13 protein-coding genes are annotated in these 16,162 nt (G+C 67.6%); 11 read left to right on the top strand and 2 right to left on the bottom strand.

What is annotated here, in order from left to right:
• The first annotated feature begins 28 nt into the window (after positions 1 to 28).
• The 6 genes from AC06G6_RS03255 to rlmB all read left to right on the top strand — a co-directional run bounded on the left by AC06G6_RS03255 (position 29) and on the right by rlmB (position 5,068).
• The gene (locus AC06G6_RS03255; RefSeq protein ID WP_024367191.1) at positions 29 to 511 is read left to right on the top strand and encodes a CarD family transcriptional regulator; all 483 of its coding nucleotides are present in this window, start codon (positions 29 to 31) and stop codon (positions 509 to 511) included.
• A 170-nt stretch (positions 512 to 681) separates the two neighbouring features.
• A complete protein-coding gene (gene ispD, locus AC06G6_RS03260; protein ID WP_479826314.1) occupies positions 682 to 1,515 on the top strand; it encodes a 2-C-methyl-D-erythritol 4-phosphate cytidylyltransferase in 834 nt (277 codons plus the stop codon).
• A 2-nt stretch (positions 1,516 to 1,517) separates the two neighbouring features.
• Positions 1,518 to 2,054, top strand: coding sequence for a 2-C-methyl-D-erythritol 2,4-cyclodiphosphate synthase (ispF, locus tag AC06G6_RS03265; RefSeq protein ID WP_479826316.1), 537 nt, complete (start codon positions 1,518 to 1,520; stop codon positions 2,052 to 2,054).
• 42 nt (positions 2,055 to 2,096) lie between these two features.
• Complete coding sequence (locus tag AC06G6_RS03270) at positions 2,097 to 2,426, top strand: hypothetical protein (protein WP_479826318.1); 330 nt, start codon at positions 2,097 to 2,099, stop codon at positions 2,424 to 2,426.
• A 66-nt stretch (positions 2,427 to 2,492) separates the two neighbouring features.
• A complete protein-coding gene (gene cysS / locus AC06G6_RS03275; RefSeq protein WP_479826320.1) occupies positions 2,493 to 3,959 on the top strand; it encodes a cysteine--tRNA ligase in 1,467 nt (488 codons plus the stop codon).
• A gap of 122 nt (positions 3,960 to 4,081) precedes the next feature.
• Complete coding sequence (gene rlmB / locus AC06G6_RS03280) at positions 4,082 to 5,068, top strand: 23S rRNA (guanosine(2251)-2'-O)-methyltransferase RlmB (protein WP_307462328.1); 987 nt, start codon at positions 4,082 to 4,084, stop codon at positions 5,066 to 5,068.
• 488 nt (positions 5,069 to 5,556) lie between these two features.
• On the opposite strand, the gene AC06G6_RS03285 is transcribed toward rlmB, so the two are convergent.
• Positions 5,557 to 6,360 carry a carbon-nitrogen hydrolase family protein gene (locus AC06G6_RS03285; protein WP_479826322.1) on the bottom strand — a complete coding sequence of 268 codons (804 nt, stop codon included), beginning with the start codon at positions 6,358 to 6,360 and terminating at the stop codon, positions 5,557 to 5,559.
• 117 nt (positions 6,361 to 6,477) lie between these two features.
• Between AC06G6_RS03285 and glgX the strand changes: the two genes are divergently transcribed.
• The 3 genes from glgX to AC06G6_RS03300 are packed head-to-tail and all read left to right on the top strand — an operon-like array spanning position 6,478 to position 9,455.
• Positions 6,478 to 8,592: a glycogen debranching protein GlgX gene (glgX, locus tag AC06G6_RS03290; protein ID WP_479826324.1), complete on the top strand. Its 2,115-nt coding sequence runs from the start codon at positions 6,478 to 6,480 to the stop codon at positions 8,590 to 8,592.
• Between the two features lie 34 nt (positions 8,593 to 8,626).
• Positions 8,627 to 9,091: a guanyl-specific ribonuclease gene (locus AC06G6_RS03295; protein WP_479826329.1), complete on the top strand. Its 465-nt coding sequence runs from the start codon at positions 8,627 to 8,629 to the stop codon at positions 9,089 to 9,091.
• A 7-nt stretch (positions 9,092 to 9,098) separates the two neighbouring features.
• A complete protein-coding gene (locus AC06G6_RS03300) occupies positions 9,099 to 9,455 on the top strand; it encodes a barstar family protein (protein ID WP_479826331.1) in 357 nt (118 codons plus the stop codon).
• Between the two features lie 70 nt (positions 9,456 to 9,525).
• On the opposite strand, the gene glgP is transcribed toward AC06G6_RS03300, so the two are convergent.
• The gene (gene glgP / locus AC06G6_RS03305) at positions 9,526 to 12,144 is read right to left on the bottom strand and encodes an alpha-glucan family phosphorylase (RefSeq protein ID WP_479826333.1); all 2,619 of its coding nucleotides are present in this window, start codon (positions 12,142 to 12,144) and stop codon (positions 9,526 to 9,528) included.
• A 199-nt stretch (positions 12,145 to 12,343) separates the two neighbouring features.
• Here glgP and AC06G6_RS03310 point away from each other — a divergent pair, with 199 nt between their 5' ends.
• A complete protein-coding gene (locus AC06G6_RS03310; RefSeq protein ID WP_479828520.1) occupies positions 12,344 to 14,368 on the top strand; it encodes an alpha-1,4-glucan--maltose-1-phosphate maltosyltransferase in 2,025 nt (674 codons plus the stop codon).
• Positions 14,365 to 16,161 (top strand): maltose alpha-D-glucosyltransferase, encoded by a 1,797-nt coding sequence (treS, locus tag AC06G6_RS03315; RefSeq protein ID WP_479826335.1) that lies wholly within the window; start codon positions 14,365 to 14,367, stop codon positions 16,159 to 16,161. Before AC06G6_RS03310 ends, treS begins: the two co-directional genes overlap by 4 nt.
• The last annotated feature ends 1 nt before the right edge of the window (position 16,162 follow it).

Here is a 16,162-nt window from a genome sequence, read left to right on the forward strand (position 1 = left end):
CTGGTCTGCGGGAAAGGGGAATGTCCACATGGTTTTTGAGGTCGGCGAGACAGTAGTTTACCCTCACCACGGTGCAGCCAAAATTGAAGAAATCAAGATGCGCACTGTCAAGGGCGAAGAGAAGATGTATCTCAAGCTCAAGGTGGCTCAGGGTGATCTGACCATTGAAGTTCCAGCAGAAAACGTTGACCTTGTTGGGGTCCGGGACGTAGTGGGCAAAGAAGGTCTGGAGCACGTGTTTGAAGTGCTGCGGGCCGAGTTCACTGAAGAACCCACCAACTGGTCACGTCGATACAAGGCAAACCTGGAGAAGCTTGCTTCCGGTGACGTCATCAAGGTGGCAGAGGTCGTCCGCGACCTGTGGCGCCGCGATCACGACCGGGGTCTCTCCGCAGGGGAGAAGCGCATGCTGGCCAAGGCACGCCAGATTCTGATTTCAGAACTGGCGCTGGCTGAAAAGACTGATGAAGAGAAGGCTGCAAGCGTTCTCGACGAGGTCTTGGCTTCCTAAGCAAGTCGAACAGACAAGAATCGAACCCCGGTAGCTCAACGGCTGCCGGGGTTTCTTTTGCCCTTTTCCGGCGTTGAGCTGTCAGCTCTGGTGGTTCACAACGCCCCGGAAGCACCAGGACTGATAGCTCAATGGGATGCGCGGGGGCGCCGGGACGTAGTCTTGTGCGCATGGACTCAGCACCGACCAACACGTCAGCGGACGGCCCCGTCACCGCAGTCATCGTCGTGGCTGCCGGCTCCGGCCAGCGCCTCGGCTACGGCATGCCAAAGGCCAAGGTTCCGCTGGGCGGGGACAGCATCCTCACGCACGCCCTCAGGGGGGTCGCCGCGGCCGGGATCGCGCAGCAGATCTGCGTCGCCATCCCTCCCGGCGATACGGAACTCCACGCCCTTTGTCAGGCCTTCACCAAGGAGCTCAAGGCGGAGCACCGGCGCACGCCCGCGCCCGGCCAGGGCCTGCAGCTCCCGGTCGTGACGGTTGTCGACGGCGGCGCCACCCGCGCCGCGTCGGTCCGGGCCGCGCTGGCCGCGCTCCTCCCGGCCACCGAGGCCGTCCTGGTCCACGACGCCGCCCGCGCCCTGGCTCCGGAGGCTGTCTTCCACCGCGTGTCGCAGGCCCTGGCGGCCGGCGCAGTCGCCGTCATCCCGGTCATGCCAGTGGTGGACACGGTCAAGACGGTGGAACCGACCACGGGCGACGGCGCCGCCATCGCCCCGGAGCTCGTCACCGGCACCGCGGCGCGGGAGAGCCTTCGGGCGGTGCAGACCCCGCAGGGCTTCGAGCTCGCCACCCTCCGGCGCGCCCACGAAACGGCGGCCTCCCTCGACGCCGGCCAGGCGGCCGCTGTCACCGACGACGCCATGCTGGTGGAACTCCTCGGCATCCCGGTCCACGCGGTGCGCGGCGCCAGCCAGTCGCTGAAGATCACCACCCCGCTGGACCTGATCATCGCCGAGGGTCTCCTCGAAGGCCCGCTGGGCGCCCGCTGGGTGGAAGGCTGAGCATGTCCGAGAATCAGAACGTCCCGCTGCCCGTCATCCCGCGGACCGGAATCGGCATCGACGTCCACGCCTACGCCCCCGAGGACGCGCCCCAGCCGCTCTGGCTCGGCGGCCTGTTCTGGGACGGGGAGCGCGGACTGTCCGGCCACTCCGACGGCGACCCCGTCGCGCATGCGGCCGCCGACGCCCTGTTTTCCGCCTCCGGCGTCGGGGACCTCGGCACGCACTTCGGCACCGACCGCCCGGAGTATGCCGGGGCGTCCGGCGTGATCCTGCTGGCCGAGGCTGCGCGGATAGTCCGCGCCGAGGGCTTCGAGATCGGGAACATCGCCGTGCAGTTCGTGGCCAACAGGCCCAAGTTCGGCCCCCGCCGGGAGGAGTCCCAGCGGGTCCTCAGCGAAGCCGCGGGCGCCCCGGTCAGTGTCTCGGCCACGACGAGCGACGGTCTGGGCTTCACCGGCCGCGGCGAGGGCATTGCGGCCACGGCGACGGCCCTCGTCTACCGCACCGGCTCGGCATCTCCGGAGTCCGTCGCCTAGGCTTGACGGAACACCCCTTCCCGCAACACCAGGAGACCCCCTGTGAAAAAGCTGCTGCCCGCCGTCGTCCTGCTGGCCGGAGTCCTGCTGACCGGGTGCACCGCGACGCCGAAGATGAGCATCCCGGAAAGCTGCGCGTTCCTGAACCAGGACACCTTCGTCCCCACCGGCAACCAGCAGCAGCAGGCGGAACAGATCTCCAAGCATTACCAGGAGGTCGCGGACAAGGTGGCGCCCGAGGTGGCCGACCCGATCCAGAAGATGGCGGACATCATGAAGCAGGTGGCCGGCACCTCACTCGGGGCCAGGAGCGATGAGCAGACCAAACAGCTCACCGAACAGAACAACAGGATCGGCGAGTACTGCAAGTAGGACGCGGTATGCCGGGGGAAGCGGTCCCCACGCCGGGGCCGGATCGCCATCGGCTAATCTGGAGCGGTGACCCTGCGCTTCTATGACACTGCATCCGCCGAAGTCCGCGACTTCGTCCCCCTGGTTCCGGGCAAAGTGAGCCTCTACTACTGCGGCGCCACGGTGCAGGGCATGCCGCACGTCGGGCACATCCGCTCCGCCATTGCCTTCGACCAGCTGACGCGCTGGCTGCAGTACCGGAACTTCCGGGTCACCGTGGTCCGCAACGTCACCGACATCGACGACAAAATCCTTGCGAAGTCCGCAGCCTCCTTCGGCCCCGACTTCGAGGACGAGCCCGGCGCCCTCCGGAATGAGGAATGGTGGGCGCTGGCCTACCGTTACGAGCAGGAATTCCTCAAGGCCTACGACACCCTGGGTGTCTCCCGCCCCACCTACGAACCGCGCGCCACCGGCCACATCCCCGAAATGCACGCCCTGATCCAGCAGCTGATCGACCGCGGCCACGCCTACCCGGCCCCGGACGGCTCGGGCGACGTCTACTTCGACGTGCGCTCCTGGGACAAGTACGGCTCGCTGACCCGGCAGAAGGTCGATGACATGCAGGGCGCCCCGGACGTGGAGGCCCAGTTCAGCAGCAGGAAGAAGGACCCGCGCGACTTCGCGCTCTGGAAGGGCCACAAGGACGGGGAGCCGACGACGGCGAGCTGGGCCTCGCCGTGGGGCGCCGGACGCCCGGGCTGGCACCTCGAATGCTCCGCGATGGTCACCAAGTACCTCGGCGCCGAGTTCGACATCCACGGCGGCGGGCTGGACCTCAGGTTCCCGCACCATGAGAACGAGATGGCCCAGTCGCAGGCCGCCGGCCACGGGTTCGCCAACTTCTGGATGCACAACGGCATGGTCACCTACGCCGGCGAGAAGATGTCCAAGTCCATCGGCAACACGGTCAGCCCCGCCGAGATGCTGGAGCTGGCCCCGCCGCGCGTGGTCCGCTACTACCTCGGCCAGGCCCAGTACCGTTCGGTCCTGGACTACCAGCCGTCCTCGCTGCAGGAAGCCGCTGCCGCGGTGGAGCGCGTCGACGGGTTCGTCAGCCGCGCTGCCCGGGCGCTGGCCACGGCGGACGGGAACTTTGTCCACGGCAGCCACGGGGCCGTTCCCGATGCGTTCGCGGCCGCGATGGACGATGACCTCAACGTCCCGCAGGCCCTGGCGGTGCTCCACGAAACCGTCCGCGCCGGCAACACCGCCCTCACCGCCGGGGAGCTCGACGCCGCCCGGCAGGCCCTGCTCAGCGTCACCGACATGCTCCGTGTCCTTGGTCTCAGCGACACCGCTGGGCCCGCCGTGGACGATCAGAGCACCACCGCCCTCGGCGTCCTCGTCGAAGCGCAGCTCGCGGCCCGCGCCCGGGCCCGGGCCAGCAAGGACTGGGCCGCCTCGGACGCCATCCGCGACACCCTCGCCGCCGCCGGCGTCGTCGTCGAGGACGGCCCGGACGGCGCAAGCTGGAGCCTCAAGCGCGGCTGATCCGCCCCAGTTCCCGGCGCTGCCCCGGGGCCGGCCATGCCCTGCGGTCGAGGATTTAACTCGAGTCAGTAGACTGGAGTTCAGACTTGTCAACGAATCGCGTATTTAAAAGGGTGGAACTCATGGCCAACAATGGTCGCCGGTCGGTCAAACTGAAGAAGGGCCCCTCCGTCGGAACCGGCGGTCACGGCCGCAAGGCTCTTGAGGGCAAGGGACCGACGCCCAAGGCGGAGGACCGCCCGTACCACAAGGCCCACAAGAACAAGCAGCTCGCGGAACGCTCCGCGGCCAAGCGCCCGGGAGCCCCGCGCAACCCCGGTGCCCGTTCCGGCCCCAAGGGCCGCGCCACCGAGGAAGTCGTTACCGGGCGCAACTCCGTCGTGGAGGCGCTGCGCGCCGGCATCCCGGCCAAGGCCCTGCACGTGGCCATCCGCATCGAGATGGATGACCGCGTCAAGGAGTCCCTCAAGCTGGCGGCCGAGCGCGGCATCCCGCTGCTCGAAACCGGCAAGCCCGAGCTGGACCGGATGACCGACGATGCCATCCACCAGGGCCTCGTGCTGCAGATCCCGCCGTACGAGTACCAGGACGCCTACGAGCTTGCCGAGGAAACCCTCGCGAGCTGGAAGAAGGGCCACGTCTCCAACGCGCCGCTCTTCGTGGCGCTGGACGGCATCACCGATCCGCGCAACCTGGGCGCGATCATCCGCTCGGTCTCGGCCTTCAGCGGCCACGGCGTCATCGTCCCGGAGCGCCGCTCCGTCGGCGTCACCGCCTCGGCCTGGAAGACCAGCGCCGGCGCAGCCGTCCGCGTCCCCGTGGCACGTGCGGCCAACCTGAACAACACGTTGAAGGCGTTCAAGAACATGGGCATCTATGTTCTGGGGCTCGACGGCGACGGCGACGTGTCGCTGCCCGACCTCGCCCTGGCGACCGAGCCGGTCTGCATCGTCGTGGGTTCCGAGGGCAAGGGCCTCAGCCGCCTGGTCCGCGAGAACTGCGACCAGATCGTCTCCATCCCGATCGACTCCGCGATGGAGTCGCTGAACGCCTCCATGGCAGTGGGCATCTCCCTCTACGAGATCTCCCGCCAGCGCGCCGTCAAGTAACTCGCTGGTTGCTGCGGCTGGGGTTCGCCGTCGCCCGTGTGGTTGGGTCCGCCGTTGCCGGCGTTTGCCGTCGCTTAGACACCTCCCGACGACGCTTCCGGCCGCGGGCGGCCTCGCTCCGCTCTGGTCGGCGATGCGCTCCTTAGCAAAACTCCGGCAACGGCTCTGACGCTCCCGCACCTTTGGCGGAAAGTCAGGAAACGCTCTCTCATGTTTAGTGAGGGAGCGTTTCCGTTTAAACCGCGAAAGGTGAGGGGGCATTCGTTTCTTTCAAGTACCCCGACGCCGGGTGCCGGATAGTCGAGCGGGCGCCGGGGTCTTGCCAGGAGCGCATCGCCGACCAGAGCCGGATGAGGCCGCCCGCGGCCGAGCGCAGCGTCGGGAGGTGTCTAAGCGACGGCAAGGCGCCGGTGTCCGCGGAAGGCGCCGGTGTCCGCGGAAGGCGCCGGTGACACCGGAAGGTGACGAAGGCGGACCGCAGCGGAAGCCTAAAACTTGTGGCGGTTGGCGAGGACCGGGAGTTTGGCTCGGGCTTCTTTGACGACGGCGGGGTCCAGGTCTGCGAACAGCAGGCCGGGGGCGCCGTCGAGCTCTTCGAGGACTTCACCCAGCGGGGAGACGACGACGGAGTGCCCGACGCCGGTGGGCGCCGCACCCTTGGGCTCGATTCCCTGGCTGGCCGGGTCGCCCTGGCCGCAGGCGAGGACCACGGTGGTGGAATCCAGGGCGCGGGCGCGGGCCAGGAGTTTCCATTGTTCGGCCTTGCCGGGGCCGGATCCCCAGGAGGCGCAGACAATGTTCACCTCGGCCCCGCGGTCCGCGTTCTCGGTAAAGAGATCCGGGAACCGGATGTCATAGCAGGTCGCCAGGCCGAACGTCACGCCGTCGAACTCGAAGGTGACCGGCTCGGTGCCGGCGTCGACCGTGTCCGATTCCGCGAAGCCGAAGGCATCGAAAAGGTGGATCTTGTCGTAGCTGGCCTCGATGCCGCGGCCGGTGACCAGGAGGGTGTTGCGCACCTTGCCGCCATCGTCCGCGGTCCCCGGGGTGAACATCCCGGCGACGATTACGATGCCGTGTTCGGCCGCGATGCTGCGCACCCGTGATGCCCACGGCCCGTCCAGCGGCTCGGCGATGTCCAGCAGCGAGTTCCCGAAGGCGCGCATGGTGGCCTCGGGGAACACCACGAGCTCCGCCCCGCCGGCTTTGGCGCGGGCCGCGTAGTCCTCGACGAGGGCTAGATTTCCGGCAAGATCGCGTCCGGTAATGATCTGAGCGAGTGCAATCCGCACTTTTACCTCCAGTTTTCGGCGCTTGTTCAAGTATGCAACGCAGCTTTTCCGTAAACTGCACTTCGTCAGGAAATCAGAAACCGGGTCTATTTGTTCCGCCCCGCTAAACTTTAAGCAATGGTTATGACCTACGTAGACACAGCTTCCACGGTAGACGCCTCACGGGCGTTTCCGCTGGGAATCAGCGTTCCGAGCACCGGTTCGCCGGTAACGGACGATCCTCGGAGTGCCTTCGCGAACGTGGCGGTCTACGCGCCCGGCGTGGCCACCCTGGAAATCGCCTATCAGGCGCCCGGCGGCACCTGGCAGCTCAAGACACTGCCGAACGTGACCGACGGCGTGCACCACGGCATTGTCGAGGGCATCCCGGCCGGTTCGCGCTACGGATTCCGGGCCACCCCCGATCACGAGGCACTCCCGTTGTCCATGCCCGCGACGGACTTCGACAGCAGCGGCGAGCAGCCGCTGCTCCTGGATCCCTATGGCCGGGCCGTGGACGAGCGCGAGGATTTCATCACGAGCGTCCGGATGGACAGTGACTTCGACTGGGGCAACGACCGCGGCCCCCGGACTCCGTGGCGCAACACCATCATCTACGAGGCGCACGTCCGCGGGCAGACCAAGCTGCACCCCGACGTCCCCGAGGACCTCCAGGGCACGTACGCCGGGCTGGCGCACCCGGCCATGGTCGAGCACCTGATCGCGCTGGGGATCACCGCCGTCCAGCTCCTCCCGGTGCACTTCCACGTGGACGAACCGCACCTGCAGAATCTCGGGATGCCGAACTACTGGGGCTACAACACGGCCGCGTTCTTCGCCCCGCACCCCGGCTACGCCACCGAGGCCGCGCAGGCAGCGGGCCCGAAGGCCGTCCAGGACGAGTTCAAAGGCATGGTCAAGCTGCTGCACGCCGCCGGCCTCGAGGTCATCCTCGACGTCGTCTACAACCACACGGCCGAGGGCGGCAGGGACGGCCGGACCCTCAGCTTCCGCGGCCTGGGGGAGATGACCTACTACCGCAACGACGGCCACGGCAGGTACGTGGACACCACCGGCTGCGGCAACTCCCTGAACTTCGGCGAACCCCGCGTGGTGCAGCTGGTGCTGGATTCGCTGCGTTACTGGGTGACCGAGTTCCACATCGACGGCTTCCGCTTTGACCTTGCCGTGACGCTGGCCCGCAACGCCGCCAACGAGTTCGATCCCCGGCACCCGTTCCTGGTGGCGATCGGGGCCGACCCCGTGCTGTCCGCCACCAAGCTCATCGCCGAACCCTGGGACATCGGCTACGGCGGCTGGCAGACCGGCCGCTTCCCGCCCGGCTGGGTGGACTGGAACGACCACTTCCGCGACGCCGTCCGCAGCTTCTGGCTCGCTGACCGCGCCGCGATCGACGCCGGCGGGCAGGGCGGCTCGGTGGCCCGGCTCGCGGACGCGCTCTCGGGCTCCGCGAGCCTGTTTGAGCCGTCCGGCCGCTCCCGGCTCGCCTCGGTCAACCTCGTCACCGCCCATGACGGCTTCACCCTGGCCGACCTCGTGTCCTACGACCGCAAACACAACGAGGCCAACGGTGAACAGAACCGGGACGGCCACGGGGACAACCGCAGTTACAACCACGGCTTCGAGGGCCCCACGGAGGACGAGGACATCCTCGCCCGGCGTGAGCAGTCCAGCCGCAACCTGATGGCGTCGCTGATGATTTCCCAGGGCGTGCCCATGATCACCGCCGGCGACGAGATCGCCCGCACCCAGCAGGGCAACAACAACGCCTACTGCCAGGACAACCCCATTGCCTGGATCGACTGGACCAGCACGCCCGAATCCCACTCGATGCTGCGCACCACCAAGCGGGTGATCCGGCTCCGCAAGGAATTCCTGGCCGGGCAGCCCCATGACTACCCGACCCGCGAAAAACAGTCGTACTTTCACTGGTTCGACGAGCACGGCGAGCCGATGGCCGGGGAGCGCTGGCAGGATCCGGGGCACCGGGTGGTGCAGCTGCTGCTCGGGTCCGACGACGGCCACGTGGACGGGCTCGTGGTGGTCAACGGCGGCGCCAAGGACATCAAGGTCACGCTGCCGCTGCTCACCAATGAGGAGGGGACCGGCAACCGGCTCTTCGAGCTGCGCCTGACCACCTCCGGACTCCACGACCGGCGCCAGGGCGTCCGGGTCGCTTCCGGGGAGCGGGACGTTGTGCAGGCCAATTCCATCAACATCTACCGCACGTAGCCCGGCCCCGGTCCAGGCATAAGGAAAACTACGAATGAAGGTCCAGCGGCTGACGGCCCTGCTTGCCCTGCTGCTCGGACTCGCGGTGCTGGCGTTCGTGCTGGCAGGGGTTCCGGGGACCGGAACGGAGCCGTCCGGCGCCGGCACCACGAGCGCCGTCCCGGCGGAGCCCGCGGCTCCAACGGCTGCGCCGCCCGCCCTCGCCAACCCGTCAGGGCTGCCGGAAGTGAAAGCCTCCGAGCTTCCCGCCGAAGCGCGCCAGACACTCGCGCTCATCGCCAGGGGAGGCCCGTACCCGTACAGCAGGGACGCCGCAACGTTCGGCAATTTCGAGCGCATCCTTCCGCGGAAATCCTCCGGCTATTACAAGGAATACACGGTCCGGACCCCGGGTGAATCCGACCGCGGAGCCCGCCGGATCGTGGCCGGGCAGGCCGGCGAGAAGTACTACACGCCGGACCATTACAACTCGTTCAGATTCATCATCGAAGGCAAGTAAGGACCCTATGAAGATTTACTCCGCAGACACCTGGACCATCGAGGAGCTGCAGGCACTGGTGGCGGACGCCGGACGGCGCGCTGTGCTGATTCCGGCCGCCGATACCAAACGGACGGTCCTCGAGACGTTCGCCGAGACCCTGGACTTCCCGGCGGATTACGGCGTGAACCTCGACGCGCTCAACGACTCCCTGCACGACTTCGCCGACGCCGTCACCGACGACGGCCAGTCGCCGATCACCTTCATCTGGGAGGTCCCTGCGGCCTTCCGCTCGGACCGGTCGTTCGGTGTCATCTGCGAAATCCTGCAGGACGCCGAACGCTACGCCGGCAGCAGCCTGGACGTCATCGCCGTCTGCCTCTAGGCCCGCCACAGACAACAGCGCCGCATCCCGGGCCTCCGGGGTGCGGCGCGTTGTTAGCCAGGCAGCGGCTTCAGGCGTTGACGATCAGGCCCAGTTCCGCCTTGGACGCGAGGGCCTCATGCTTCGGGAGCACCCGGACGGTGTAGCCGAACGAACCGGACCGGTCGATCACCAGGGTTCCGCTGAAGAGGTGACGGCCCTTGCCGAGGTCTTCCACCGCCTTCAGCTCCGCCACGGTGACGTCGGCCAGCTCGTCGCTGTCCTCCGCCTTGCCGTAGGCAACCTCGACCGAAACATCATCCGGGGTGAGGTCGTGTAGGGCCACATAGGCGTTGACCTGGAGGATGTCGCCGATCTGCGGGTCCTCCGAGACGCCCACCGAGTCCACATGTTCCACCTGGATCTGCGGCCAGGCGGCCCGGACCCGGGAAATCCAGGCCGCGAGGGCCTTGGCCTCGGCAAAATTGTCCGCGCCGGCCCGGCGGCCGGCGACGGCGGCCGGCCGGTACAGGACGTTGACGTAGTCCTTGAGCATCCGGTCCGCGGAGACTGCCGGGCCCAGATGGGACATGGTGTGCTTGATCATCGAGACCCAATGCGTGGGGACCGTCTGCGGCCCGGACTGCGAAGGTCCGGCGGCGCCGGCGCCGGCGGACACCGTGAGCCCGTAGAAGCGGGGGGCCACCTGCGTCTCGAGCAGCTCGTACAGGGCGGCCGCCTCGATGTCGTCGCGTTCCTCGGGGGCCGCGTCGTTGTTGGCGGTCGGAATCGCCCAGCCGTTCTCGCCGTCGTACATCTCGTCCCACCAGCCGTCCAGGACCGAGAGGTTGAGCGAGCCGTTCAGGGCCGCCTTCATGCCGGAGGTGCCGCACGCCTCGAGCGGACGCAGCGGGTTGTTCAGCCACACATCGCACCCCGGGAACAGGGTCCGGGCCATGGCGATGTCGTAGTTGGGCAGGAACGCGATCCGGTGCCGCACTGCCGGGTCGTCGGTGAACCGGACGAGGTCCTGGATCATCTTCTTGCCCGCGTCATCGGCCGGGTGGGACTTGCCGGCAATGACCAGCTGGATCGGGTGTGTCTTGTGCAGCAGCAGGGCCTTGAGCCGCTCGGGCTCGCGCAGCATCAGCGTGAGCCGCTTGTAGGTCGGCACACGCCGGGCAAAGCCGATGGTCAGGATGTCCGGGTCCAGCACCGAATCCGTCCACGCGAGCTCGGCGTCGGCCGCCCCGCGCTTCTTCCAGGCGGCCCGCAGGCGGCGCCGGACGTCCTCCACGAGCGAGACCCGCATCTCGCGGCGGAGGGCCCAGACGTCCGCGTCACTGACGTTGTAGGCGAGGTCCCAGCGGCCCTGCGCCTCCGCCTCGGCGCCGAACTGGTCACGCGCCAGCTGGGACACCCGCGGGTCCACCCAGGTGGGCACGTGCACGCCGTTGGTGACCGAGGTGATGGGCACCTCGGAGTGGTCGAATCCCGGCCACAGCGCGGAGAACATGCCGCGGGACACAACGCCGTGCAGCTTGGCCACGCCGTTGGCACGCTGGGCCAGGCGCAGGCCCATCACGGCCATGTTGAACACAAACGGGTTGCCGTCCGTGTAGTCCTCGCGGCCCAGGTTCAGGATCTTCGCCACCGGCACATCCGGCGCCAGCCCGGCGTCGAAGAAGTGCTGGATCTGCGAGACCTCGAAGCGGTCAATGCCGGCCGGAACCGGGGTGTGGGTGGTGAACACGGTGGAGGCACGGCCGGCAGCCAGCGCCTCGTCCCAGCTCAGCGGTTCCGCGGCGGACATCATTTCCTGGATCCGCTCCACGCCCAGGAAGCCGGCATGGCCCTCGTTGGTGTGGAACACCTCCGGTGCGGGGCCGCCGGTGAGCTTCTGGAAGGCGCGCAGCGCCTTGACCCCGCCCATGCCCAGCAGGAGCTCCTGCTGGAGCCGGTGGTCACCGCCGCCTCCATACAGGCGGTCGGTGATGCCGCGGGCGGCGTCGTCGTTGCCCGGAACGTTGGAGTCCAGCAGCAGCAGCGGGACACGCCCGACGTCGGCACGCCAGACGTGCGCCAGCAGCCGGCGGCCGTTGGGGAGCGGCAGGGAGATCTGGATGGGCCTGCCGTTGCCGTCGGCCGAGGCCTCGCGCAACAGGGTCAGCGGCAGCCCGTCCGGATCCAGGACCGGATAGGTTTCCTGCTGCCACGCGTCGCGGGAGAGGGACTGCTTGAAATAGCCCGCCTGGTACAGCAGGCCGACGCCGATCAGCGGCACGCCCAGGTCCGAGGCTGCCTTCAGGTGGTCGCCGGCGAGGATGCCGAGGCCGCCGGAGTACTGCGGCAGCACCTCGGTGATGCCGAACTCGGGGGAGAAGTAGGCGATACACGCCGGTGCGCCGTCGCCGAGGCTCTGGTACCACCGGGGCTGTTCGAGATACCGGTCGAGGTCCTCGGCCGCCGCGTGGACCCGGCGCACCACGTCCAGGTCAGCGGCCAGGCGCTGCAGCTCCTCCCGGCTGACCAGGCCGAGGAAGGACACCGGATCGTGGTCGCTTTCGGCCCACACCTTCGGGTTCAGGCCCTCGAAAAGCTCCCGAGTGGGCCTGTGCCAGGACCACCGGAGGTTGGTGGCCAGCCGGGCCAGCGGCCGGATCGACTCGGGAAGAACGGTTCGGACGGTAAATCTGCGGATTGCCTTCACCTGCGAAACACTAACGGACAAGTTGGGGGCCCGGAACCGGTTTAAGTTTCTTTTGCATAAATGACGGTCCGCCTCCCGGAAAACGCCGGAAAAAAGTGAGCAGCCTTAGCAATCTGGCCGTTTTGTCGATAACGTCGAGGCTGTGACAACTAACTCGCGAACCAGTGCCGTGTCCAAGCAAAAGCCGAAGGCCCTGATTATGGAGGGCCTTCGCTTTGGCCGTTTTCCAATCACCGCCGTGCAGCCTGCAGTCGAAGGCGGCAAATTCCCTGCCAAGGCCGTAGTGGGCGAAACCTTGGTGGTGGGTGCCACCTCCTTCCGTGAGGGCCACGACCGGCTCGGCGTCAGCGCCGTCCTGCTCGACCCCCGGGGGAAGGAACGCCAGCGCGTCCGCCTCGCCCCGCCCCGCGGCCCGCGCGGTATGGGCACCGACCGGTGGGAAGGCCTGCTGACCCCCTCCGGCACCGGCAACTGGTCCTTTGTGATCGAGGCCTGGCATGACAGCTACGGCACGTGGCACCACAACGCCGAGGTGAAGGTGGAAGCCGGCATCGACGTCGAGCTGATGCTCGCCGAGGGCGCCGCGCTGCTCGCCGTCGCCGCCGAGGACTCCGCCCGCCCGTCCGCCGACCGGCGGACCCTGCGGATGGCCGTCGTCGGGCTCAACGACACCAACAAGACCGCCGAGGAACGCCTCGCCGCCGGATTCAGCGCTGACGTGACGGACATCATCAACCGCCAGCCGATCCGCGAGCAGGTCACCGTCTCCGAGCAGTACCCCCTGCTGGTGGAGCGCGAGCTCGCCGGCCGGGGCGCCTGGTACGAGTTCTTCCCCCGGTCCGAGGGCGCCGTCCGAAACCACGACACCGGCGAGTGGACCTCGGGCACCTTCCGCACCGCCGCCCGGCGGCTCGACGCCGTCGCGGCCATGGGCTTCGACATCATCTACATGCCGCCGATCCACCCGATCGGCATCCAGCACCGCAAGGGCCCGAACAACACCCTGCTCGCCGGACCGCATGATCCCGGCTCCCCCTGGGCCATCGGGGCCAAGGAGGGCGGCCACGACGCCATCCACCCGGACCTGGGCACCTTCGAGGACTTCGATGCCTTCGTGGCGCGGGCCGGGGAGCTGGGGCTGGAAGTGGCCCTGGACCTTGCGCTGCAGGCCGCCCCGGACCACCCCTGGGTCGAAAGCCACCCCGAGTGGTTCACCACCCGCGTGGACGGCAGCATCGCCTACGCGGAGAACCCGCCGAAGAAGTACCAGGACATTTTCCCGCTCAACTTCGACAACGATCCCGCGGGCCTGTCCAACGAGATCCTGCGCATTGTCTTCCTCTGGGTGAGCCACGGCGTCAAGATCTTCCGCGTCGACAACCCGCACACCAAGCCGGTGTGGTTCTGGGAATGGCTGATCGCCAAGGTCAACAAGAAGCACCCCGACGTCGTCTTCCTCGCCGAGGCCTTCACCCGCCCGGCCATGATGCACGCTCTGGGCCGTGCCGGCTTCCAGCAGTCCTACACGTACTTCACCTGGCGGAACACCAAGGAGGAGCTGGAGGAGTACTTCCAGGAGGTCAGCCACGAGTCCCCTGCCTACTTCCGGCCGAACTTCTTCGTCAACACCCCGGATATCCTGACCGAATACCTGCAGTACGGCGGCCCGCCCGCGTTCAAGATCCGGGCGGCGCTGGCGGCTACCGCGAGCCCCATCTGGGGCGTCTACGCCGGCTTCGAGCTCTACGAGCACGTGGCCCGTCCCGGCGCCGAGGAGTACATCGACAACGAGAAGTTCGAGTACAAGGACCGTGACTGGGACGCGGCGGCCGAATCCGGCCGGACGCTGGCCCCGTACCTGACCCGGCTGAACGCGATCCGCCGCGCCCACCCCGCCCTGGGGGATCTGCAGAACCTGACCGTGCACGAGAGTACGGACAACGCCACCGTCGTCTACTCCAAGCACAAGACCCTCCCCGACGGCACCAAGGACACCCTGATCATCATCGTCAACGTGGATCCGCACGGCATCCGCGAGAGCACGGTGACCCTGGATCTGGCGGCGCTGGAGCTGGACGCGGACGACCTGACGCACAATGGCCGGTTCATGGTGGATGATCTGTTGACCGGCGAGAGCTGGGAATGGGGGGAGTACAACTACGTTCGGCTGGACGCCCATGTCGAGCCGGCGCACATTCTTAGCATCCGGAGGCACCACCAGTGAGTTTCAGCCCCTCAAACCCCAACCAGCACTACAGCTCGAAGGGATCTTTTGAACTGAACGCGCCCGGCCTCCAGCACGATCCGCACTGGTACCGCAAAGCGGTTTTCTATGAAGTGCTGGTCCGGGGTTTTGCGGACGGAAACGGCGACGGCTCCGGCGACTTCCACGGACTGATCGAAAAGCTGGACTACCTCCAGTGGCTCGGCGTCGACTGCCTGTGGCTCCCGCCGTTCTTCCAGTCCCCGCTGCGTGACGGCGGCTACGACATCTCGGACTACAACTCCGTGCTCGACGAGTTCGGCACCATCAGCGATTTCAAGCGACTCGTCGCGGAAGCCCACGCCCGCGGCGTCCGCGTGATCATTGACCTCCCGCTGAACCACACCTCCGACCAGCACCCCTGGTTCCAGGAATCCCGCAAGGATCCCGACGGACCGTTCGGGGACTTCTACGTCTGGAGCGACACGGACGAGAAGTACGAAGACGCCCGCATCATCTTCGTGGACACCGAGGAATCCAACTGGACCTTCGACCCGATCCGGCGCCAGTTCTTCTGGCACCGCTTCTTCGGCCACCAGCCGGACCTCAACTTCGAGAACCCCAAGGTCATCGATGCCCTCTTCGACGTCGTGCGGTTCTGGCTGGACCAGGGCATCGACGGTTTCCGCGCCGACGCCATCCCGTACCTTTTCGAGGAAGAGGGCACCAACTGCGAGAACCTGCCGCAGACCCACGAGTTCCTGCGCAAGCTGCGCAAGATGGTCGACGAAAGCTACCCGGGCCGCGTGATTATCGCCGAGGCCAACCAGCCGCCGGCTGAGGTCGTGGAGTACTTCGGCACCGACGCGGAACCGGAATGCCACATGGCGTTCCACTTCCCGATCATGCCGCGGCTCTACTACGCGCTGCGGGACCAGAAGGCCGCGCCCATCATCGAGACGATGAAGGACACCCCGAACATCCCCGAAGGCGCCCAGTGGGGCACCTTCCTGCGGAACCACGATGAGCTGACGCTGGAAATGGTCACCGCCGACGAGCGCGCGGCCATGCTCGGCTGGTACGCGCCGGACCCGCGCATGCGCGCCAACATCGGGATCCGTCGCCGGCTGGCGCCGCTGCTGGACAACTCCCGCTCGGAAATCGAGCTCATCAACGCCCTGCTGCTGTCCCTGCCCGGCTCCCCGTTCCTGTACTACGGGGACGAGATCGGCATGGGGGACAACATCTGGCTCGAGGACCGCGACGCCGTCCGCACCCCGATGCAGTGGAACCCGGACCGCAACGCCGGGTTCTCCAGCGCGGACCCCGGCAAGCTGTACCTTCCGGTGATCCAGTCGCTGGTCTACAACTACAGCATGGCCAACGTCGAGGCCGAGGCAGCCCACTCGGGTTCGCTGCTGCGCTGGACGCGGCAGATCCTCAGCGTCCGGAAGAACCACCCCGCCTTCGGGCTGGGCGGATTTGAGCACGTCGAGGCCGACCACGACGTGGTCTTGGCCTACCTCCGCGAACTGCCGGAAGGCAACGCGGCCGGAGAGGACGGCGAAACCATCCTCTGCGCCTTCAACCTGTCCCAGCATCCGGTTGCCACGACCCTGCGGGTGCCGAGATTCGCGGGACGCGGCCTCCGGGACGTGTTCGGCGGCCAGGCGTTCCCGGGGATCTCCGACGACGGAACCCTCACGCTGACCCTGGGCAGCCACGACTTCTTCTGGCTGCGGATCCGTTCCGCTACCTCCAACCCGTCATCGCCCTACACCCAGGCCATGCCGATCCTTTCAATCGAAGGCTGAC

Source organism: Arthrobacter sp. CJL-S3 (assembly GCF_056711635.1).